Origin of the sequence: Achromobacter xylosoxidans (assembly GCF_014490035.1) — a bacterium.
GTDB lineage: Bacteria > Pseudomonadota > Gammaproteobacteria > Burkholderiales > Burkholderiaceae_B > Achromobacter > Achromobacter bronchisepticus_A.
Map to the genome: position 1 here is coordinate 672,361 of NZ_CP061008.1, position 21,238 is coordinate 693,598.

The 21,238-nt window shown below is 63.4% G+C and carries 20 protein-coding genes; 10 read left to right on the forward strand and 10 right to left on the reverse strand.

Annotated elements, in window-relative coordinates; genetic code table 11:
- Positions 1–19 precede the first annotated feature (19 nt).
- A complete protein-coding gene (locus IAG39_RS03130) occupies positions 20–1,219 on the reverse strand; it encodes an ABC transporter substrate-binding protein (protein ID WP_118931469.1) in 1,200 nt (399 codons plus the stop codon).
- Between the two features lie 29 nt (positions 1,220–1,248).
- Positions 1,249–2,184, reverse strand: a complete 936-nt coding sequence (locus tag IAG39_RS03135; RefSeq protein WP_118931470.1) for a 3-keto-5-aminohexanoate cleavage protein — start codon at positions 2,182–2,184, stop codon at positions 1,249–1,251.
- A gap of 338 nt (positions 2,185–2,522) precedes the next feature.
- On the opposite strand from IAG39_RS03135, the gene IAG39_RS03140 reads away from it, so the two are divergent.
- The 4 genes from IAG39_RS03140 (at position 2,523) to IAG39_RS03155 (ending at position 6,792) form a co-directional block, all read left to right on the forward strand.
- Positions 2,523–4,031 carry a xylulokinase gene (locus IAG39_RS03140; protein ID WP_118931471.1) on the forward strand — a complete coding sequence of 503 codons (1,509 nt, stop codon included), beginning with the start codon at positions 2,523–2,525 and terminating at the stop codon, positions 4,029–4,031.
- A gap of 84 nt (positions 4,032–4,115) precedes the next feature.
- Entirely contained in the window at positions 4,116–5,057 is a 942-nt protein-coding gene (locus IAG39_RS03145; RefSeq protein WP_118931472.1) for an ABC transporter permease, read from the forward strand.
- 19 nt (positions 5,058–5,076) lie between these two features.
- Positions 5,077–6,039 (forward strand): sugar ABC transporter substrate-binding protein, encoded by a 963-nt coding sequence (locus IAG39_RS03150; protein ID WP_118931473.1) that lies wholly within the window; start codon positions 5,077–5,079, stop codon positions 6,037–6,039.
- A gap of 12 nt (positions 6,040–6,051) precedes the next feature.
- Positions 6,052–6,792 carry an ATP-binding cassette domain-containing protein gene (locus IAG39_RS03155; protein ID WP_118931474.1) on the forward strand — a complete coding sequence of 247 codons (741 nt, stop codon included), beginning with the start codon at positions 6,052–6,054 and terminating at the stop codon, positions 6,790–6,792.
- Positions 6,793–6,878: 86 nt separating this feature from the next.
- On the opposite strand, the gene IAG39_RS03160 is transcribed toward IAG39_RS03155, so the two are convergent.
- On the reverse strand, positions 6,879–7,160 hold the full coding sequence (locus IAG39_RS03160; protein ID WP_059373949.1) for a peptidylprolyl isomerase: 282 nt from the start codon (positions 7,158–7,160) through the stop codon (positions 6,879–6,881).
- Between the two features lie 229 nt (positions 7,161–7,389).
- On the opposite strand from IAG39_RS03160, the gene IAG39_RS03165 reads away from it, so the two are divergent.
- Positions 7,390–8,349, forward strand: coding sequence for an MrcB family domain-containing protein (locus IAG39_RS03165; protein WP_118931475.1), 960 nt, complete (start codon positions 7,390–7,392; stop codon positions 8,347–8,349).
- Positions 8,350–8,423: 74 nt separating this feature from the next.
- On the opposite strand, the gene IAG39_RS03170 is transcribed toward IAG39_RS03165, so the two are convergent.
- Entirely contained in the window at positions 8,424–9,869 is a 1,446-nt protein-coding gene (locus IAG39_RS03170; RefSeq protein WP_118931476.1) for a M81 family metallopeptidase, read from the reverse strand.
- Between the two features lie 11 nt (positions 9,870–9,880).
- Positions 9,881–10,855: a Bug family tripartite tricarboxylate transporter substrate binding protein gene (locus IAG39_RS03175; protein ID WP_059373947.1), complete on the reverse strand. Its 975-nt coding sequence runs from the start codon at positions 10,853–10,855 to the stop codon at positions 9,881–9,883.
- A gap of 192 nt (positions 10,856–11,047) precedes the next feature.
- Here IAG39_RS03175 and IAG39_RS03180 point away from each other — a divergent pair, with 192 nt between their 5' ends.
- On the forward strand, positions 11,048–11,968 hold the full coding sequence (locus IAG39_RS03180) for a LysR family transcriptional regulator (RefSeq protein WP_059373946.1): 921 nt from the start codon (positions 11,048–11,050) through the stop codon (positions 11,966–11,968).
- 32 nt (positions 11,969–12,000) lie between these two features.
- Here IAG39_RS03180 and IAG39_RS03185 read toward each other — a convergent pair whose 3' ends face one another.
- A complete protein-coding gene (locus tag IAG39_RS03185) occupies positions 12,001–13,017 on the reverse strand; it encodes an amino acid ABC transporter substrate-binding protein (protein ID WP_059373945.1) in 1,017 nt (338 codons plus the stop codon).
- 140 nt (positions 13,018–13,157) lie between these two features.
- Between IAG39_RS03185 and IAG39_RS03190 the strand changes: the two genes are divergently transcribed.
- Positions 13,158–14,282, forward strand: a complete 1,125-nt coding sequence (locus tag IAG39_RS03190) for an FUSC family protein (protein WP_118931477.1) — start codon at positions 13,158–13,160, stop codon at positions 14,280–14,282.
- 9 nt (positions 14,283–14,291) lie between these two features.
- On the opposite strand, the gene IAG39_RS03195 is transcribed toward IAG39_RS03190, so the two are convergent.
- The gene (locus tag IAG39_RS03195) at positions 14,292–15,140 is read right to left on the reverse strand and encodes a DMT family transporter (protein WP_118931478.1); all 849 of its coding nucleotides are present in this window, start codon (positions 15,138–15,140) and stop codon (positions 14,292–14,294) included.
- Positions 15,141–15,249: 109 nt separating this feature from the next.
- The gene (locus tag IAG39_RS03200; RefSeq protein WP_118931479.1) at positions 15,250–16,158 is read right to left on the reverse strand and encodes a LysR family transcriptional regulator; all 909 of its coding nucleotides are present in this window, start codon (positions 16,156–16,158) and stop codon (positions 15,250–15,252) included.
- 97 nt (positions 16,159–16,255) lie between these two features.
- Here IAG39_RS03200 and gstA point away from each other — a divergent pair, with 97 nt between their 5' ends.
- Positions 16,256–16,861 carry a glutathione transferase GstA gene (gstA, locus tag IAG39_RS03205; protein ID WP_118931480.1) on the forward strand — a complete coding sequence of 202 codons (606 nt, stop codon included), beginning with the start codon at positions 16,256–16,258 and terminating at the stop codon, positions 16,859–16,861.
- A gap of 28 nt (positions 16,862–16,889) precedes the next feature.
- Here gstA and IAG39_RS03210 read toward each other — a convergent pair whose 3' ends face one another.
- Complete coding sequence (locus IAG39_RS03210) at positions 16,890–17,624, reverse strand: SDR family oxidoreductase (RefSeq protein ID WP_118931481.1); 735 nt, start codon at positions 17,622–17,624, stop codon at positions 16,890–16,892.
- A gap of 111 nt (positions 17,625–17,735) precedes the next feature.
- Here IAG39_RS03210 and IAG39_RS03215 point away from each other — a divergent pair, with 111 nt between their 5' ends.
- Both IAG39_RS03215 and IAG39_RS03220 read left to right on the forward strand, forming a co-directional pair.
- Positions 17,736–18,551, forward strand: a complete 816-nt coding sequence (locus IAG39_RS03215) for a LysR family transcriptional regulator (RefSeq protein WP_118931482.1) — start codon at positions 17,736–17,738, stop codon at positions 18,549–18,551.
- 134 nt (positions 18,552–18,685) lie between these two features.
- Positions 18,686–19,675, forward strand: a complete 990-nt coding sequence (locus IAG39_RS03220) for a tripartite tricarboxylate transporter substrate binding protein (RefSeq protein ID WP_118931483.1) — start codon at positions 18,686–18,688, stop codon at positions 19,673–19,675.
- Between the two features lie 78 nt (positions 19,676–19,753).
- Here IAG39_RS03220 and IAG39_RS03225 read toward each other — a convergent pair whose 3' ends face one another.
- A complete protein-coding gene (locus tag IAG39_RS03225) occupies positions 19,754–21,196 on the reverse strand; it encodes a hypothetical protein (RefSeq protein WP_124260334.1) in 1,443 nt (480 codons plus the stop codon).
- Positions 21,197–21,238 lie beyond the last annotated feature (42 nt).

Below are 21,238 nucleotides of genomic sequence, written 5' to 3' on the forward strand. Positions count from 1 at the left end.
AGATCCTTGTCGTTACGCCTCAGGGCTTCGTCAAACGGCAGGTCGATTCCGCCGGCGAGGTATAGACCTGGTCGCCCGGCACCCGGGCCACCAGCTTGTAGTAATCCCAGGGCGCCTTCGACTCCGCCGGGCTCTTTACCTGCATCAGGAACATGTCGTGCACCATCAGGCCGTCGGCGCGGATCTTGCCGTCCTTCACGAAGAAGTCGTTGACCGGATTCGCCTTCAGCCATTTCATGATGGTGTCGCCATCGGTGCTCTTGGTGGCTTCCACCGCCTTCAGGTAGGTGGTGGCGGCGGAATAGTCGCCGGCCTGCAGCATCGACGGCTTTTTCTTCATGGTGGTTTCGAAGCGCGCGGCCCACTTGCGCGAGGCATCATCCTGGTCCCAGTACCAGGCCGTGGTCAGGTACATGTTCTGCGCGGCTTGCAGCCCCAGCGCGTGCACGTCCGTGATCAATACCAGCAGGCCCGCGATCTTCATCTTCGGCGTCAGGCCGAATTCATTGGCGGCCTTGACGGCATTGCTGGTGTCGCTGGCCGAGTTCGCCAGCCCCAGTACCGATGCACCGGATGCTTGCGCCTGCAGGATGAAGGAAGAGAAATCCGCCGCGTTCAGCGGATGCCGGACCCGCCCCTTGACGTTGCCGCCGTCGGCCTGCACCACCGCTGACGCATCGCGCTCCAGCGCGTGTCCGAAGGCATGGTCCACCGTCAGGAAGTACCAATCCTTGTTGCCTTCCTTCATCATCGCCCGGGCCGTGCCGCGCGCCAGAGAAACCGTGTCGTACACATAGTGCACGGTGTAGGGCGTGCATTGCGAATTCGTCAGCTCGGAGGCGCCCGCGCTCACCACGAAGAACGGCGTCTTCTTTTCTTCGGCCACTTTCGCCATCGCCAGCGCCGCCGCCGAATTGGCGCCCGCAATCAGCATGTTCACGCCTTTCTGGTCCAGCCATTCACGCGCCCGGGACGAGGCGATGTCGGCCCGGTTCTGGTGATCTGCCACCAGCACCTCGACCTTCTTCCCGGCAACCACGCCGCCCAGGTCCGCCACCGCCATCTTGATCGCCTCGGCGCCGCCCGGGCCGTCGGCGTCCGCCGACAGGCCGGACATGTCGGTGATGAAGCCGATGCGGATCACGCCGTCGTCGGCTTGCGCCATGCCGGCAGTCCCCAACAGCGCCGCGAGCGCGGCTGCGCACAATGTCTTTTTCATGTCTGGTCTCCCCACTGAATGGATCTGGTTCAGAACGCGACGTTGTCGCGGCCCTTCAATTGCAGCGTTTCGCGCGCCTCGCCGGGCGTGGCAATCTGTAGTGAAAGGTCTTCCAGGATGCGGCGGATCCGCCGCACCTGGTCCGCGTTCGAGCGCGCCAGTTCTCCCGGCCCGTCCCACAGCGAGTCCTCCAGGCCCACGCGCACGTTGCCGCCCAGGGTCGCTGCCATCGTCGCCAGCGGCGTCTGCTTGCGTCCCGCGGCCAGCACCGACCAGATGTAGTCGTCGCCGAACAGGCGGTCCGCGGTGCGCTTCATCATCATCACGTCTTCGGGATGCGTGCCGATGCCGCCGCGTATGCCGAACACGGACTGGATCAGGAATGGAGGCTTGAGCAGCTTGCGGTCGACGAAGTGCGCGGCGGTGTACAGGTGCCCGATGTCGTAGCACTCGATCTCGAAGCGCGTGCCGTTGTCGCCGCACGAGGTCAGGATGCGCTCGATGTCCTTGAAGGTGTTCTTGAAGATCAGGTCATTGCTGCCTTCGAGATAGGGACGTTCCCAGGCGTGCTTGAACTCCTTGAAGCGCTCCAGCAGTTCGTACATGCCGAAGTTCATCGACCCCATGTTCAGCGAGGCGACCTCGGGCTTGAATTGCAGCGCCGGCGCCATGCGGTCGGCCAGCGGCAACACGGGCGAGCCGCCCGTGGTGATGTTGATCACCACGTCCGAAGCGTTCTTGATGCGGGGCAGGAACTGCGCATACAGCGCGGGATCCTGGGTCGGCTGCCCGGTATCGGGCTGGCGCGCGTGCAGATGCACGATGGCGGCGCCGGCCTGGGCGGCATCCAGCGCGGATTGCGCGATCTCGTCGGGCGTGACGGGCAGATGGGGCGACATCGACGGCGTGTGGACCGATCCGGTAATGGCGCAGGTGATGATGACCTTGTTCCTGGACTTTTTCATGGGCCTCGGGCTGCGCGCTTGCGCATGTGTTCTTGATGGTGTTCATGGCCCCGGCTGTCTCCTCCGGGTGTGGGCCATTCTGTCCCACGCCTGCCGCCCATGTCACCTGAACAGAAATAATCAATTGATAGGATTTCCGGTGCTGCGGTGCAGCGACGCCCGACGCGAACGCTGCGCGCGAGCCCTGACAGGACTACAATTTACCCATGCCGGAACGCCCGTTCCGACAGCCATCCGATCACGCAGAAGTCGCCTCCCATGCTTGATATCCAGACCCTCCGCCCGCTGCGGGCCATGCAGCCCGGGTGCGGCCAGATCCGCCTGATGCAGGTGCCGGCATGAGCTACGTCCTGGCGGTGGATCTGGGTGGCACGCGCTTTCGCGCCGCGTTGGTGGACGATCGCGGCGGCATCGCGCATTCGTGTTTCATCGAAAGTCCGGCGCGTGCCAGTCCTGCCGCCCATCCGGGCTGGGACGAGATCGACGCCGATGCCTGGTGGCGCGGGCTGCAAGCCCTGGCCGATGCGCTGGCGGCGCAGGCGGACGCCGCTTTCAATGCGGTAGAGGCCATTGCGATCTGCGGCGTCACGCGCACGCAGGTCTTCATCGATGCGCATGGCGCCGCCATCCGGCCGGCGATCACCTGGCGCGATACGCGCGCGGCGGCGGATGTGGAAGCATGGCTCGCGTCTGTGCCGTCGTCGCATCCCGAACATGGACAGATCAACGCCTTCCATCCGTGGGCGCGCGTGGCCTGGCTGTTGCACGCCGAACCCGAACACGCGGCGCGAGTGCGGCTGGTGCTGGAACCCAAGGATTACCTGAATTTCCGCCTGACCGGACGCGCCGTGAGCGACACCGTGTCGATGGCGCGGCTGGCGGCAGCGGCGACGGCCGGGCCCGACTGCGCCGACCTGTTGACGGCGACGGGAGCCGATCCGGCCTGGGTGCCGCGCCTGCTTGACCCGCTGGAGGTCGTCGGCGCCGTGCAAGCGGGCCTGCCGGGCGCGTTGGCGCGTCTGTCGGGACGTCCTGTAGTCGCTTGCGCCAACGACACCTGGGCGGCCGTGGCTGGCCTGGGCGCATTGCGCCCGGGTTACGCCTACAACATCTCCGGCACCACTGAAGTTTTTGGCGCCGTGGGCGCGGAGCCGGTGCAGGCCCAAGGCCTGATGACGGTGGACTGGGGCGGCGGGCATCACCAGATTGGCGGACCAGGCCAGAATGGCGCGGATACGGTGGCGTGGCTCTTGCCGCTGCTGGGCCGCCTGGGCGACGAAGGCATGGCCGGGGTGGGCGAGGCCATGGACGCCTTGCTCGACGCGCCGCGCGATCCGCAGCCGGCGCTGTTCCTGCCCTATCTGCAAGGCGAACGGGTGCCGTATTGGGATCCGCACCTGCGCGGCGCCTTCCTGGGCTTGAACCGCCGCCACGGCCCCGGCGACTTGGCCTGGGCGGTGCTGGAAGGGGTGGCCTTTCTCAACCGCATCGTGCTGGAGCGCGCCGAAAGCGCGCTGGGCTGTCCCGTGGAAGAAATCCGGTTCGGCGGTGGCGCGGCGTCCAATGCCCAATGGTGCCAGGTCAAGGCCGACATCTGCGAACGTCCGCTGGTGGTAGGCCAGGCCGAGCAGCCCGGCGTGCTGGGCGCGGCGGTCGCCGCCTGGACCGGTCTGGGCCGCTACGGCAGCTTCGCGTCCGCCCAGGACGCGCTGGTGCGCGTGGCGCAACGCTACGAGCCCCAGGCCGAGCGGGCGCATGCCTATCGCCGCATGTACCGCCAGTTCCGCGCCGCGGAAGCCGCGCTGGCGCCCGTGTCGCGCGCGCTGGCCGGCATCGACATGGGCTGATGGCCCAGGTATAAACTACCTCGCCATCAGCGGGGCGCAGCGACGCGCCCACATAACAAGCAAAACGCAGCAAGGGTTGAGTCGATGCGCGGCATCCTGGAAAAGTACGGCACGGCAATCGCGGGATTGGTCCTGGTGGTTTTCTTCGCATTGGCGGCCCCGAATTTCGCGGCACCCAATAATCTCTTGAACATCGCCAAGGAAACCAGCTTCCTGGCCATCATCGCCATCGGCTTCACGCTGGCGCTGGTCACGGCCGAACTGGACCTGTCCGTGGCCGACGTCGCCAGCCTCGCGGCGGTCGTCACGGGCGCCCTGGTTCATACCGGTCAGCCGGTGCTTCTGGCGATAGGCGCGGGCCTGGGCGTAGGCCTTTTGTGCGGCCTCGTGAACGGCATCGCCGTCACGCGGCTGCGCGTGCCCTCACTGATCGCGACGCTGGGCATGGCGGCCATGGCGCGCGGCTTCGCCTTCATGTTGACCGATGGCGTGTCCTATGTCGGCCGCTGGCCCGCCGTCTTCACGGACCTCGCGCGCGGCAAGCCCTTCGGCGTTCCCGCCCTGGTGCTGTGGATGCTGGGCGCCGTGCTGCTTGCCTTCTTTTTGGTGAAATGGACCCGCACCGGCGCCCGTATGACGGCCACCGGCGAGGCCGGTGAGTCCGCGCGGCTGGCCGGCATCAACATCCGCGCCATGAAAAGCATAGGCCTGGCGCTGTCCGGCCTGTGCGCGGGGCTGGCGGCGGTGCTGCTCACGTCCAGCCTGTCTTCGGCCGCGCCCAACATGGCCGGTGACTACTTCCTGTACGCCATCGCCGCGGTGCTGCTGGGCATGACCATGTTCAACCCCGGCCACGCCAACATACCTGGCACGCTGGTCGCCGCGTTGATCCTCAAGGTGCTGGGCAATGGCCTGGTCCTCATGGGCGCGCCGTATTACGTGCAAGACATCGTTCTGGGCTTCATCATCATCGCGTCCGTCGCGGTGTCATCGGCCGTGCTGAAGAAAGCGGCCTTCAAATTCTGATCGGAAGGGGAAGAGAACCATGCGTAAATCCTTGATGCGCAATCTGCTGTTGGCCGCGTTTTCGGTGCAGGCCCTGGCCATGGGCGCGGCCGCGCACGCCTTCGACGTGGGCATCGTCGCATTCCAGATGTCTTCGGAAACCCACGCGCGCGTCGCCAATGCCGCGGCCGAAGCCGCCCGCTCCAAGGGCTGGACCGTGACCCAGCTGAACGCCGAAGGGTCGCTGCCCAAGCTGGCCGAACAGCTCGACACCCTGGTCAACAAGAAGGTCGACGCCATCGTCATCGCCATGGGCAAGCCCGTGGAAACCGATGCGCAGCTACAGGCCGCCAAAGAGAAGGGCATACCCGTCGTCGGCGTGATGTCCGGCGCCAGCCCCCACATGCTGTTCGACGTCGAGGTCAACGAATACGCCACTGGCGCCCAGTCCGTGCTCTACATGCTGGGCAAGATGGGCTACCAGGGCAATATCCTGTCCGCCCGCTTCGACGGCAACTCCGGCACCCGCATCCGCGGCAAGATGCTGGACGCCGTCCTGACCGAGAACACCGCCGTCAAGGACCTGGCCAAGTTCAGCATGGCCCGCACCCAGAGCTGGCGCGACGATGTGCGCAACGGCATGCAGGCGCTGCTGCTGCGCCATCAGGGCCAGTTCAAGGGCATCTGGGCCTCGTTCGACGGCCAGGCCTATGTCATCGACGATCTGCTGCAGGCCCAGGGCATGAAGAAGGGCGACATCACGCTGGTGTCCGTCGACGGCAGCCCGGAAACCTATCGCCGCATCGCCGATCCCAACAGCCTCGTCACCGCCACCATGATGATTCCCTTCGAGCAGATGGGCACCAAGGCCATCTACGCTATCGACCGCATCGTCGTGAAGAAGGAACCCAGGGAAACCATCGCCGCCGGCCCCTACCTGTTCATGGACTCCGTCCTGGTCGACGCCAGCAACGTCCAGAAATTCCTGCAACCCGCCAAGTAAGAGCCAGCAGCCATGACCGCCGCGTTGTCGCTACGCCAGATCAAGAAGTCGTATGGCGCCGTCGAAGCCCTGAAGGGCGTGGACCTGGACGTGCCCCAGGGCAAAGTCATGGCCATCTGCGGCGACAACGGCGCGGGCAAGTCCACGCTCATCCGCATCATCTCCGGCGCGCAGGAACCCAGCGGCGGCGCGATGAGCTTGAACGGCCAGCAGGTCATGTTCGGCTCGCCCCACGACGCCCTGGTGCAAGGCATCGCCACCATCTACCAGGACCTGGCGCTGGCCCCGCGGCTGTCGATCTGGGAGAACATCTTCATGGGCGCCGAATTGGTGCGGCGCGTGGGTCCGTTCAGCGTCCTGGACAAGCGCCGCATGGCGCAGGATGCGCGCGGCTACCTGCAGCGCCTGTCCGTGCCCATCGACGACATGGACCGGCCCGTGGAACGCATGTCCGGCGGCCAACGCCAGGCCGTCGCCATCGCCCGCGCCCTGCGCTGGGACGCCCGTGTCGTCATCATGGACGAACCCACCGCCGCGCTGGGCGTCAAGGAAACCGCGCTGGTGCTGAACCTGGTGCGCAAGCTGCGCGAGGAAGGGCGCACCGTGATCCTCGTCAGCCACAACATGGCCGACGTGGTGGCGTTGGCGGACAGGGTTGCGATCCTGAAGAGCGGGACCAAGGTCATCGAGCGCGACGTGGCCGGGCTGGACGCGGATGCGCTGGCGCACATGGTGATGACGGGCAAGGAATAGATTCCTGGCTCGCTCTTTCGAGCAGACAAAAAAAGGCCGCCGCCAGATTCTTCTGGCGGCGGCCTTTTCGCGTGCAGCAGCGGGACTTAGTCCTTGCGGCTGGTCACTTCAACCAGGTGGTAGCCGAACTGGGTCTTCACGGGACCCTGGACCACGCCGACCGGGGCGCTGAACACCACGGTGTCGAATTCCTTGACCATCTGGCCCGGACCGAACGTACCCAGGTTGCCGCCGTCGCGCGAGGACGGGCAGCTGGAGTTTTCCTTGGCCAGCTGAGCGAAGTCGCCGCCGTTCTCGATGGCGGTCTTCAGTTCGTTAGCCTTGGCTTCGGTGGAGACGAGGATGTGGCGGGCGGAGGCTTGTGCCATTTGGGGCTCCTTGCGGACTTGAATTGGGGAGGGGGAGAGTAACGCATTCAGCGGGCTACTGCAGGAATTGCTAGGGTAACTCGAGAGTGTGGAAAGCTCTAAGGAATGACCTCGGACTTGTTGTGTAGTCCCTTGATTACTAATGATTATTTCAAAATGTTATAAATGGCCTCAATCATTCATTTAGGGATAACGCAAGAGTTCATCCCGAAAAAGAGGCCAAAAGCACATGAGTATCCGGCAGTGTCTGAGTAAGGTCCTGGAGGAATATGCAGCGGCGCGTGGTGAAGCCTTCTCCGGCCACGCTCTCGCTCAGTTCGTACGTCGAGACTTCCGAGATACGGTGGCAGCTATTGTCGGCACCGATCGGCAACTCACTTGTAAGGGCAGCGCGGGCCAAGGAAATTGGGGGCGCGGCCCATGGTTGGGGGTGTTCTATGCGCCGATTACCGAGAGTGCTCAGTCAGGCTACTACCCGGTCTACTTGTTTCGCGAAGATATGCAAGGGGTGTACCTGAGTCTGAACCAGGGGATGACTGAAGCGAAGGCGCACTACAAGTCAGATGCCAAGACAGCGCTGAAGGCGAAGGCGACGAATTTTAGAGCTTTGCTGGGCTCTGCTTGGAAACAATTCCCTCTGCTGGAAATCGACCTTGCTCCCAGCGCGTCGTCGAACGATACGGCCTTTTATGAGGCGGCGAACATTTGCGCCAAATACTATCCGGCGGGAGATCTGCCTACAGAAGAAGTGTTGGTTCAGGATCTGAAGGCTATGTTGGCGCTATATGGCACGCTCTACGAGGCCGAGACTGTGGGTGGCTTTAGCACAGAGTCGGAAGCTGATGAGCCGGAAGACCTGTTGTATGAGGATTTGACGCGCTTTCGGATGCATGCGCGGTTGGAGCGTAGCGCCAAGCTCACTAAGCAGGTGAAGGCAAAGAAAGGCTGTGTCTGCGAAGTTTGTAATCTTGATTTCGAGAAGATCTATGGAGCGCTGGGTAAGGGCTACATTGAGGCGCACCATCTGCGGCCTCTCGCTACGCTAAAGGGGCAAAAGGTGCCGATGGATCCAGAATCGGATTTCGCTGTGCTATGCGCCAATTGCCATCGAATGATCCATCGGTCCGAGCATATTTCGGACGTCAATGAGTTTAGAAGCAAGCATTTCGCGACCAGGAAGATTGGGTAGCTGTTCAGTCAGTTTGGCTTGATGATTGCAACGTTGCAGGATCGCGTGGCGCTAGGCTGGACGACATGCAACTCTCACCTGTCAATTGGCCACTTGGGCCTTTCCACGCGCCGATACGTCAAGCCTCGCAAATCCAACGTCGCCGACCCCGGCGCATCCGCAAACACCACAGCCCGCGCCACCTTGGCGAACGACGCCTGGAAATGCTGCGCCGACTTCACCACGATCAGCGTCTTCTCCTCCAACCGGCAGCCCAGCTGGGTGAAGACATCGGTATCCATGGCCTGGGCCCGTACCGTGATCAGCACGATCTCGATGCCATCTGCCTCGACCAGGGCGGAATTCCCTACGACAGCCGGCGATCCGGACAGTCCCGTCATGACCATGTCCGGCACCAGCGCCTTGACGGTGCACATCAGGTCCAGCGGGTCCCCGGACAGGGGGCTGATCTTGCCCCCGATGCGCAAGGGCAAGCGCGCGCCTACGCCGGCGCTGAAAGCGATGCGGACGGCGATGGGGTCCCACATGGGGCCGATAGCCACATTGCGCACACCCCTTTCCAGCAGACGCCGCAGCAGGAAGGTGGAGTCGCCCGCACCACCCCCGCCCGGATTATCGGCCGCATCTGCGATGACGACCGGCGTTGCGCCGTATGCCAAAGCCTGGTCGATGGCTTCGTCCGGTTTGGGGTAGACGGGCGTCAATACTTCGCGCATGCCTATCAGCTCGTCGGCCAGACGCCGCGCCAGCTGCTGGGCGATCTGCGCGTCGCCGTCGGCATAGACTAGCAGCTTGGTCCCCATGTCTGGCACGTCGCCCCAGGCGAAGCTGTGCACCAAGGAAATGGAGAGTATGCCGTCGCGGCCTTCCAGCGCGCTGATGCGGTCGATGTAGCTGCGCGCCGGTTCCTGTGGCGTGCGGATGGTGACGACCATATCGCAGTCGACCACGGCGGCCACAGGAGCAATGCGCCGATCGACGAGCGCCGCGCAGAAGTCCACCAATTCCAACGCGCGTTCGCGGATGTCGGTGTGGGGATACTCCTTGTAGGCGACCAGCATGTCGGCGTTGGCGACCATGGCGTCCGACAGGTGGCAGTGCGGATCCAGCTCCGCGCCCACGACGACCTCGGGGCCGACGATTTCGCGTATGCGCGCCAGCAGATCGCCTTCGCAGTCTTCGTAGCCGTCGGCCACCATGGCGCCGTGCAGGCCCAGCACCACCATGTCGACGGGCAGCGCTTGCCGCAGGTCGCGCAGCAGTTCATCGCGCAGCGTTTCGTAAGCGTGACGGGTGGTGATGCCGCCGGGCTGGGCGCCGGCGGCCATGCCTTCGATCACGGTCCAGCCGTGTTGCGCGCCGCGCTGGCGCGCTGCCCACAGGGGTCCGCTGAAGATGGTCATCTCGGCGGGATGGGTGCCGGCGGGGTAGTAGCCCCGGTCGGCGAAGTCATCCAGCGAGGTGGGCAGCGGAGCGAACGTATTGGTTTCCGTGGACAGCGAACCGGTGAAAACGCGCATGGTACGAGTGCTTAGTCCGCGGTGGCGCCGGAGGCCTTGACCACGTCGGCGTACTTGGCGATTTCGGAAGCGACGTGCTGGCGCAGTTCTTCAGTCGTGCCGCCGCCGGGCGTGGCGACCATGCCGGCGAGCTTTTCCTGGATTTCCTTCTCTGCCAGGATCGCGTTGACTTCCTTGTTCAGCTTTTCCACGATGCCCGCGGGCGTGCCGGTGGGCGCGAACAGCGCGTACCAGGACGTCATCTCGTAGCCCTTGACGGTGGCGTCGATGGTGGGGATCTCGGGCGCGAAGGGCTGGACGGTAGCGCTGGTGACGCCCAGCGCGCGCAGCTTGCCGCCCTGGATGAGCTGCATGACGGAAGGCGCGGTGTCGAACATCACCTGGATGCGGCCGGCCATCAGGTCGGTGAGGGCAGGCGCGCTGCCCTTGTACTGCACGTGCTCCATCTGCACACCGGTCATCATCTTGAACAGTTCCGCCGACAGGCGCGTGGACGAGCCCGCGCCGGACGAGGCGAAGAAGATGTTCTTGGGGTTGGCCTTGGCGTAGTCGATGAACTCCTGCACCGTCTTGGCCGGCACGGTGTTGTTCACCACCATGATGTTGGGGAAGCGCGTCAGTAGCGCCACCGGCGCGAAGTCCTTCTGGAAGTCGAAGGACAGTTCCTTGTACAGAGACACGTTGATGGTGCTGGCGTTCGAGCCCAGCAGGATGGTGTAGCCGTCGTTGGGCGAGCGCGCCACGGTGGCGGCGGCGATGTTGCTGGCGGCCCCGGGGCGGTTTTCGACCACGAAGGTCTGGCCCAGCTTGTCCGACAGGCGGCCGGCGATCAGCCGCGCCACGGCGTCGGACGAGCCGCCCGGCGCGTAGCCGACCACGAGCTTGACGGGCTTGCTCGGGTAGGCGGCTTCCGGGGAAGCGACCGCGGCTTGCTGACTGAATACGCTCAGGGTTGCGGCAGCGAGGATCGAAGCGAAGAGTTTCATGCTTTAAGGCTCGAAATGGGCGTTACCTCGCATTGCCGCCGCTGCTGGCTTCCAGCTTGCGGCTCGCAACCGAGCGGATTTGAAAGTACGCGCATTATTCGCAATCGCCGCCCTGTAAATCAATGTAAGCTGAGGGGAAGTTTGTTGCTAAAAAGGCAACGATTTGAAGAAATCATAGAAATGGGGACAAGTATGGACGGAGGTTTGAGCGCGCGGCGCCTGCAGTACTTCTTCGAGGCGGTCACCACCGGATCGGTGCGCGGGGCGGCGGAACGCCTGGGCGTGGAGCCTTCCATCGTCAGCCGCCAGATCCAGCTGCTGGAGACGGAATTGGGCGTGGCGCTGCTGGAGCGCAAGGGCCGCGGTATCGTGCCCACCGACATGGCCGCGATTGTGATGGATCACTGCCGCGACCGGCAGGCCAGCGAGCAGGCCTTGCGCGCCCGGCTGGACGAGGTCAACGGGTTGCAACGCGGCGACATCCAGATCGTTACCAGCGAGGGCTTCGTCGATATCCTGATGAGCGGCGTGGTGGATGCGTTCTGCCGGCAGCATCCTGGCGTGCGGGTTTCGCTGAAAGTGGCCGGCGCTTCCGACGCGGTGCGCGCTGTGGTGCACGACGACGCGCATATTGGCGTGGTGTTCGGCGCGCCGGCTGACCCCGGCATACGCGTGGTGCACACGCGCAACCATCCACTGTGCGTGATCGCGTGGCCGGATCATCCGCTGGCCCGGCAGCGCAAGCGGCCGACGCTGAAGGACGTGGCGCGCTATCCGATCGCGCTGATGGGGCCGGGCTTCGGTTTGCGCCAGCTGATCGAGATGGCCGAGCTATCCGAGAACATCGTGCTGTCGCCCAACTTCATCGCCAACTCGGTGGTGACGCTCAAGCGCTATGTGGAAAGCCGTCTGGGGCTGACCTTCACGTCGGCGAACTCGGTGGTGAAAGAGGTCGCGCGAGGCGAGCTGGTGGCGCTGCGCACCACCAATCCCATCTTCGAAGCGGCGCAGACGCGCTTGATCGTGCGGGCCAATCGGCCGCTGACCAGCGCGGCAAGAGGCATGCTGGAAAAAATCCAGGCATCGCCGCTGTTCCACGGCGCGAAGCCGTAGCGGGCGATGCCTGGCGCCGTCCTGCCGTGCCTTTAGCGCACGGGCCAGCCGTACATCAGGCCGCCGTCGCGGTAAGACGCGTTCAGGCCGCGCGGCAGCTTCAGCGGGCTGCTGGGGCCAAGGTTCTTCTCAAAGCTCTCGCCGTAGTTGCCGATGTTCTTGATGATGTTGTAGGCCCACTTGTCGTCCACGCCCAGGTTCTTGCCCATGCCCGGCGTCACGCCCAAAAGGCGCTGCACGTTGGGGTTGGTGCTCTTGAGCATTTCGTCGACGTTCTTGGACGTGATGCCGTATTCCTCGGCTTCCAGCATGGCGAACAGGGTCCAGCGCACGACGTTGAACCATTGCTCGTCGCCCTGGCGGACCATCGGACCCAGCGGCTCCTTGGAGAAGTTCTCCGGCAGGATGTCGTACTTTTCCGGGTTTTCGAGGTTGCTGCGCGCCGCGGCCAGCTGCGACTTGTCGCCGGTGAAGGCATCGCAACGGCCCACCGCGAAGGCGCGGATGATCTCGTCCAGGCGCTCGACGACCACGGGCTTGAAGACGATGTTCTGCGAGCGGAACCAGTCGGCCAGGTTGAGTTCGGTGGTGGTGCCGGGCTGCACGCAGACCGTGGCGCCGTCCAGCTCCTTGGCGCTCTTCACGTTCAGGGACTTGTTCACCATGATGCCCTGGCTGTCGTAGTAGTTCACGCCCACACCGATCAGGCCCAGCGTGGTGTCGCGGGTCAACGAGAGCGTGGTATTGCGGGGCAGCACGTCGACTTCACCGGATTGCAGGGCGGTGAAGCGTTGCAGCGCGCTGACGGCCATGATCTTGGCCTTGGAAGCGTCGCCGAACATGGTGATGGCCAGCGCGCGGCACAGGTCCACGTCCAGGCCGATCCAGCCGCCCTTGCTGTCGTTCACCGAGAAGCCGGCGACGCCGGTGGACACGCCGCATTGGACGAAACCCTTGTTCTTGACCGCCTCGAAAGTCGCGCCGGCGTGGGCGGTCAAGGACGAAATGAGTAAGGCGGTGCCTGCCGCGGCCAGTTTGAGTGCTTTCATGGGTGTCTCCGCGCCATCCGGCGCATTTGTAGCGATCAGCCGAAGGCTGAGGTGCGGCGAATGGTAGCCAGCGGCATAAGGGGGGAGAATCAGGGAATTCCCGTTAAATCCGTCCGGCGGAATTTTCTACAGGCCTGTCCATGAACAAGAACGAAGAACCCTCCGAGCGAGGCTCCGCCGCATGGCGCGGGTACAGCTGGGCCAAGGCGCGCCTATTGGGCGTGTGGCGCGAACTGATCCGGGTCAACGCCAGCGACCGGCCCTGGGAAATGCCCCTGGCCGCGGCCCTGTCCTCAGGGCTGCCCTTGTTGGTGGGCGCCTATTTCGGACGCATGGATTACGGCCTGATGTCCAGCCTGGGCGGCATGGTGTTCCTGAGCCTGCCCAATTCTTCGCTGCAGCACCGCATGATGATGCTGCTGGCGGCGTCCTTCGGCATGGTGGCCTGCTATGCCGTGGGCGCGCTGACGCAGTTCTGGCCCGCGGTCATGCTGGTGGCGCTGACCTTCATTGCCATGGTGGTGAACATGGTCTGCCGCTGCTACCGGCTGGGCCCGCCGGGCAGCCTGTTCTACATCATGGCGACCGCGATCGCGGCCTACACGCCGGGGCGCGTGGAAGAAATTCCCACACGCGTCGGCATGGTGGCCCTGGGTAGCCTGGTCGCGTGCCTGGTGGCGTTTGTATATTCCCTGCACATGACGCGGGTCGCGCCGCCGCCGCCCGAAACCGCGCTGCCCAGGCCCACGTTCGATTTCGTGGTCTACGACTCCGTGATCATCGGCCTTTTCGTGGGCGTGTCGCTGCTGGTGGCCGAGCTGCTGCAATTGCCGCGCCCGTACTGGGTGCCCGTCAGCTGCCTGGCCATTATCCAGGGCGCGACCTTGATGGCGGCGTGGAACCGTCAGCTGCATCGCATCCTGGGTACCGCCGTGGGCTTGTGCGTGGCATGGGCCTTGTTGAGCCTGCCGCTGAACGTGTGGACGCTGAGCCTGGTGATGATGGCGCTGTCGTTCGGCATCGAAACGCTGGTGGTGCGCCACTACGCCAGCGCCGTGGTGTTGATCACGCCCCTGACGATCTTCCTGGCCGAGGCGCCGCACCTGGGCCAGGGCTATCCCGCGGCCGTCATCGAGGCGCGCTTCCTGGATACGGTGGTCGGCGCATTCATCGGCGCCGTGGGCGCGGTGCTGCTGCACAACCAGCGCATCCGGCCGCGCCTGTCGCGCTGGATGCGGGCGGTGCTGCCCAAGCGGGTGAATTGAGGCGGGCTTTCAGGGGGGCTGCTTCTTGACCAGCACCACCAACGCGATGCCGAGCAGGATCAGTACCGACGCCGTTACCAGGATGCCGGTCACAGGCTCATCCAGGAACAGGGTGCCGCCAAACGCCGTCAACACCGGCACGCTGAGCTGCACGGTGGCGGCGTGAGTCACTTTCAGGCCTTTGAGCGCCGCGTACCAGAAGACATAGCCCAGGCCTGAGGTCACCGCACCGGAAGTCACGGCATATGCCACGCCCGCGGCATCGTAGCTCACGCGTGAGCTCAACCCATGCAGCAGGAATAGCAGCAACGCGACAGGCGTGGCGCGGATGAAGTTGCCTGCCGTCGCCGACGCCGCGTCCTTGGCGCTGCGGCCCAGCAACGAATAGGCGCCCCACGCGATGCCGGCCAATATCATCAGCAAGGCGTGGAACAACGGCGGCGCGCTGACGCTGGGCAGCATCAGGATCACCAGACCGGCCACCGCCAGGCCTATGCCCAGCCCTTGCGTGGCGCTCAGCCTCTCGCCGATGAAGAAACCATACAGGATCATGCTGATCTGGATCGACGCGAACAGCAGCAAGGCGCCCGTGCCAGCCGAGATCTGGGTGTACGCATAGGCGAAGGCCACGGCATAGGCCAGCAGCGCCAACGCACCACGCCAATTGCCTTCCAGCTGTTTCGCCGGTTTGCGAAGGCGCAACACCAGCCACAGCACCAATGCGCCGGAAGCGATGCGGATGGCCACGAAGGTGGCGGGATCGATGGCGGTGTGCTTGAGTGCAAGGCGGCACAGCAGCGAGTTGCCGGCGAAGGCGAGCATGGAGAGCAGGGTGAGCGCGTACAGGCGGGGTGTCATGGCGCGTTGTTTCCCTAGGGCAGCGCTTCGCGAATCCAGATGGAACGACAAGCAGATCGTAGCGCGGAGTTTCCACTGCCGGGGGAGGGGGATGCGCGTGCGGTTCGTCTCAGCGGGTACGTACTTTGGCCGAAGCCTTTGGGCTGAAGGCGAGGGCTGCATGCTTCCAAAGCGCGTCTACCGCCGCGGATTTCCGGCTGGCCGCGGAGCGCACCAGGCCGAACTCCCTGCGCGCCGCCGGCGTCAACGGCAAGGCCCGGAGCTGGCGCATGTCCGAGGGCAGGGTGGACTCGGGAACCACCGCGGCCCCCATGCCCTCGCGCACCAACGCGCAGGCGCTGGCCCAATCGCGGACCGTAACGCGGATGTCGTTAAGCTCCAGTCCGGCCTTGCGCGCAAGGCTCAGGCCATTCACGGCACAGCCGCCGGTCGCCAGAATGAACGGCTCATCGGCCAAGTCTGCCAGCGCAATACCCCGCGACGACGCGCGGCGGCTGAATGGGTGTGCGCCGGGCAGCAGCGCCATCCAGCGGTCGCGGCCCAGGATCAGGGCTTGCCTATGCGCTGCGGGGTTCATCACCACGCCCAGATCGATGGCGCCGCGCGACAGCCAATCCTCGACCTCTTCATCCGTACCTTCCAAGGCCACCACCTCGATGCCGGGGTGGCGCTGCCGGAAGCTATGCAGCAGGGGGGGCAGCAGCGTCGAGATGACCGAAGGAAAGCTGCCCAGGCGGATGCGGCCCTGGCTCAGTCCCTGGCTGTCGTCGGCAAGCGCGCGGATGGACTCCAGGTGAGACAGCATCGCGCGGGCGTGATCGATGACCTGTTCGCCCAGGGCGGTTACCGCCACTTCCTTGCGCGAACGGGTGAAAACCTGGAGCCCCAGCGACGCTTCCAGTTGCGCAATGGCCTGGCTGGCGCCGGACTGGGTAATGCCCACGCGCTCGGCGGCGCGCGAGATGTTGGCCGTGTCGGCCGTCGCGACGAGCAGGCGCCAATGCCCCAGGTTCAACATATTAAGTAGCTGAGCTAATGATAAGAGAATGGAGCATTAATTTTACCTGTGTGTCGCGGCGCGAGAGACTGCTCCCCTGTTGTTCCCTGGAGATGTCATGAAGCTCTACTACGCCCCGCATACCTGCTCGCTATCGCCGCATATCGTCTTGCGCGAACTGGAGCTGCCATTCGAACTGGTCAAGGTAAACAACCAGACCAAGCAGACCGCGGACGGCCGCGATTTCCGCACCATCAATCCGAAAGGCTATGTCGCCGCGCTGGAACTGGACCAGGGCGACGTGTTGACGGAAGGGCCGGCCATCGTTCAGTACCTTGCCGACCTGCGGCCCGCCATGCAGCTAGCGCCGCCCAACGGCACGCGCGAGCGTACACGCCTGCAGGAATGGCTCAGTTTCGTGAGTAGCGAGATCCACGCGGGCTCGGCGCCCTTGTTCCAGACTGCCTTGCCCGAAGCCGCCAAGGCGCATTTCCGCGAACGGCTCTTCAAGCGCTTCGACTACCTGGACGGCATCCTGGCCGAAAGCACCTACTTGATGGGCGAGCAGTTCAGCGTGGCCGATGCCTATCTGTTTACCGTGCTGGGGTGGTGCAGGTTCTTCGCGATCGACCTGGATCGCTGGCCTTCCCTGGCGGCATACGCCGCGCGCATCGGAGAGCGCCCCGCGGTGCAGGCCGCGCTGCGCGCGGAGGCGCAGGGCTGAACGTCATATGGTCACGGCAACGGATGCCTCACGCCTGCTGGCGCGTGGCCGCCAGCACGATTTCACGCACGCACACGCCTTCCGGCTGTGCATAGGCGTAGTGGATGGCGTTGGCCACGTCCTCGGCGGCCAGCACCTTGCCGCCCATCTCGGCCTTCCAGGCTTCGTAGCCCGTCTTGATGTCCGCGTCGGTGGTATGGCCCAGCAGCTCGGTTTCCACGGCACCCGGCGCGATGGTGGTCACGCGCACGTTGTGAGCCGACAGTTCCTCGCGCAGGTTTTCCGAGAGGCCGTGCACGGCGAACTTGGTGCCCACGTAAGCCACGTGATTGGGGAAGGTCTTGCGCCCGGCCACTGAACTGATGTTGATGATGCTGCCGCGCTTGCGCTGGACCATGCCCGCCGCGACCGCATGCACGCCGTTCAGCACGCCTTTGACGTTCACGTCCAGCATCCGGTCCCATTGATCCGGGTCCTGGCGCGTGATGTCTCCCAACAGCATGACGCCTGCATTGTTGATGAGCGCATCGGCCGGACCGAAGCGCGCCTCGCCTTCCTGCACAGCGGCGGCCAGCGCGGCGCGGTCGGTCACGTCCACGGATAGCGCCAGGGTGTCGGGCAGGTTCAGCGCCTGCATTTTTTCCAGCCGGCGCGCCAGCAGCAGCAGCGGGTGGCCGTGAGCCGAGAACAGGCGGGCGGTGGCCAGGCCTATGCCGGAACTGGCGCCCGTGATGATGACGAGGGGCTTTTTCAAGGTAGACATGGCGGACTCCTGATATCGGTTTTATGTATGCTTGAGTGTCGGGAATTATTCTATTCCCAGGGGTTTTCCCTGAGAAATGGTTTATTCCTTTGGAAGAAATCGGAAAAACTTATGGATAGCCGTCAGCTCAAGGCCTTTGTCGCCGTCTTCGAAGAGCGCAACATCACGGCCGCTGCCCGCCGTCTGCACCTGAGCCAGCCCGCTCTGTCCGGCACGATCAAGAGCCTGGAGGACTTGCTGGGCACGCAATTGTTCGCGCGCCAGGCGCGCGGCGTGGCCGTGACGGAGGACGCCCGCATCTTGTATCCGCAGGCGCGCCGCATCCTGTCGCAAACGGACTCGATGACGCATCAGTTTCGCCAGGGTTCGTCTGCGTCGCGCATCGAAATCGGCGTGGAGGCGGATATCGCGGGACAGGACATCGCCGCCTTCATGCGCGCGGCGCGGGAGGCCGTGCCGACGCTTTTCGTGAGCCTGCTTGAGGGTTGTCAGGGCGATGCCCGGCTGGCGACCGAAGACGAGCGCTGCGAGGACGAGCTGTTCCTGCCGCTATCCGTCGATCCTTACGTGCTGGCCAGACCGGCAGGCAGCGGCGCCGAAGCCGCATTGCCTTGGATCGTGTGCCCGGATCATCCGACGCATCAGCGTCTGCTTCCCTACTATGGCGCCGGGGCAAACACGCCGGCCGCCCACGCAGGATCGCTGCGCCTGGCATTGGCATTGACGGCGGCCGGCGCAGGCATATGCGTGGCGCCGGAGTCCCTTGCTTGCAGTCAGGCCGGCGTGGAGACCAGGCCGCTGGAAGGGCTGGAGATGTCGCGGCGCATCGGGCTTTGCTATGCGGTGCAAGCGCTGGACAAATCCGCCGTGGCAACCCTGGTGGAGCGGTTTCGGGATCATGCGTTTCAGGCCACGCACGCAACATAAAAAAGGCCGGCCAACGCAACCGAGCGTCGCGGAAAGCAGGGCGCAAGACTGCAACTTCACTCGTTAAGTTGTAGTCTTGCGCCTTTTCGCCAATAAACGTGGCCGCGCAGCGGCCGATAAGAGAGGAGATAACTATGACGATGCTATCCGGCGCCAAGCTGGGCAGGGCGGTATTGGGGATGACGCTGGCTGCCGTGGCGTTTGCCGCATCGGTTTCCAATGCGCACGCGGACGACTACCCTTCACAGCCGATCAAGCTGATCGTGCCCTTTGCCGCTGGAGGCGGCAATGACGGGATCGCGCGTCTTCTGGGGCAGCTGCTGTCCGATGGCCTGAAGCAGCCCGTGGTGGTGGAGAACCGCCCAGGCGCGGGCGGCAAGCTGGGCGTGGAGCAGGGCCTGAAGGCAGCGCCCGATGGCTACACCCTCACCTTGATTTCCAATAGCTATTCCGTCAACCCCAGCCTGTACAAGCTGCCGTTCGATCCGGTGGAAGACATGACGCCGATCGGCATGATCGCGCGTGCCCCCTTCTTCGTGTCGGTCAATCCCGGCGTGCCGGCGGACAGCCTGGGCGATCTGGTGGCTCTGGCCAAGAAGAAGCCGGGCGGATTGACCTATGCCTCGTCCGGCACGGGCGGCATATCGCATCTGGCGATGGAGGCCTTCTTGAAGACGGCCGGTATCACCATGGTCCACATCCCCTACAAGGGGTCCGCGCCGGCTCTGACGGACACGGTATCAGGCCAGGTCAACGTAATGCTGACCACGGCGGGTTCGACGCTGCCTTACCGCGAGGACAAGCGCCTGAAGGTGCTGGCCGTGACCTTGCCGCAGCGCGTGTCCTCGGCGCCCGATATCCCGACGGTGCGCGAGGCGGGCGTGCCGTATGACGTGACGGTGTGGTACGGCATCATCGCGCCCAAGGGAGTGCCGCCGCAGGTGCAGGCCAAGCTCAACGCCGCGATCAATGCCGCGGTTGTCATGCCCGAGATGGCTGATCGTCTGAAGGCTACCGGGGAAGAGGCCGCGCCGGGTAGCCCGCAGGATTTTCGCGATCAGATCGTGAAGGAGATTTCCTTGTGGGGCGATGTGGTGCGCGAGGCGGGCGTGACGGTTAATTGATCACTTCGCGCGAAACTGGGCACGGGACTGGCATCGCCTGCTAATCGTCTGCGGGCAGGTCAGTCTAGCCCGAAAGGATTATCGTTTGCTTGCTGATTTCTGAACGCTTCCGTCAATAAATACAATTTCAGAAGGATTAAGACCTGCTTGTATCACGACAGAGCGGGCGTCGCTTAACTGTGTGATTCGCATGGGAGTGAGGTTCCCAATGTCAATCACAACGTAGTAGGCTCGAGTTGTGCCTTCAGCCGCTCGGTAGGCATCCAACTGTTTGGTGTAAGCATCTACAAGCTTCGAATTGGTCGAGCGTTTTAGTTCTAACAGCACTTTAGAATTTGCACCATTGGACACTTTGAAGTCAACGGGGCCTGCGCCGCCGTCGGACTCCGGGGATATGTCAAGATTGTTTGCGTCGCAATAAGATAATGCAACGGCATAAAAGAGCCGTTGCATGGCCTTTTCAAGGCGGGCATTTTCCTGCTTGTCATCCCACAATTCTTTCCAGAGTCCTCGGTCTTCTATCAGACTCTTAAATTGGTTGATGATTGAGCATACGACCTCGTCCACTTCCGAAAGGTTCAACGCTCTATTAGAAAATCGGACTAGATCGAGTGGTTGGGCCTTCGATATGTTTCTTCGAATATTGGCTGGGTAAATCTCGCCGCGATGATCATTTTTTATGTCATAAGGTTCATCCGCGGCATAGGTAATTAGATCCAACAAAGTGTCGAATGTTCTTTTGCTCTGCAAGGCTCTGTTAAGAACGTCATCCTTCTCTCGGCGGGTTCTTGCCTTCCAAATCTCACCAATTTGACTGTTTACCCGTTCACGTAATTCTTCGGTTTCTCGAGCTGCTGCACTAACCGAGCTCCAGTCAGAAGCGATTGGTAGGTCTCGAACAATGTCAGCAGGGACCAAAAGTATAGGCTCGCTGGGTTTTATAGGGTTTGCCGGAAGCTCGTGCTTGCTTCCTTTGATCTCAAACGTCTGCGTGTCTATCTTCATCTGAGTGCATACTGACGTTGTGAATCGAGCAAGGCACTCAATAATTATGTTGGTGGTCATGTCGCTAATTCGATCTGCCCCAACCCCATCTTCAAATAATGCTAGAGCGACGAATAGGTTTGGATTAGTGACCCCAAGGCTGATGACTTCCTTCGCTGTGGTAAGCAGGTTTTGAGCTAGCTTCTCACCGAATCCGGAGCCTCCTGTCCCTGAGGAATAACCGAGATGAGTGTAGCCAATCTCATGAAATGAAATTCTCTTTTTTGCAGCTCGCCATGCGATGTCATCGACTTCCTTCGACGCAGTGAGGAGTTCAATGAGTTGGATGAATCGAGCTTCGTATGCCGCACTTGCGCATTCGCGGAAGTCCTTATTTGCCGATTCAGCTAAAAGCAAGGGGTCAATAAAGAGGTTCGTGTCGCAGTTAAGTGTTACATCTATGACGCCGATTTTCTTGACCACATCCTGGTCAAGGTTCCATGCCATCGACAGCGTGATTGGTTCATTTGTAGCCATACGAATCCTCCCCGTGTTCAGTACAACACATATACCGGCGGC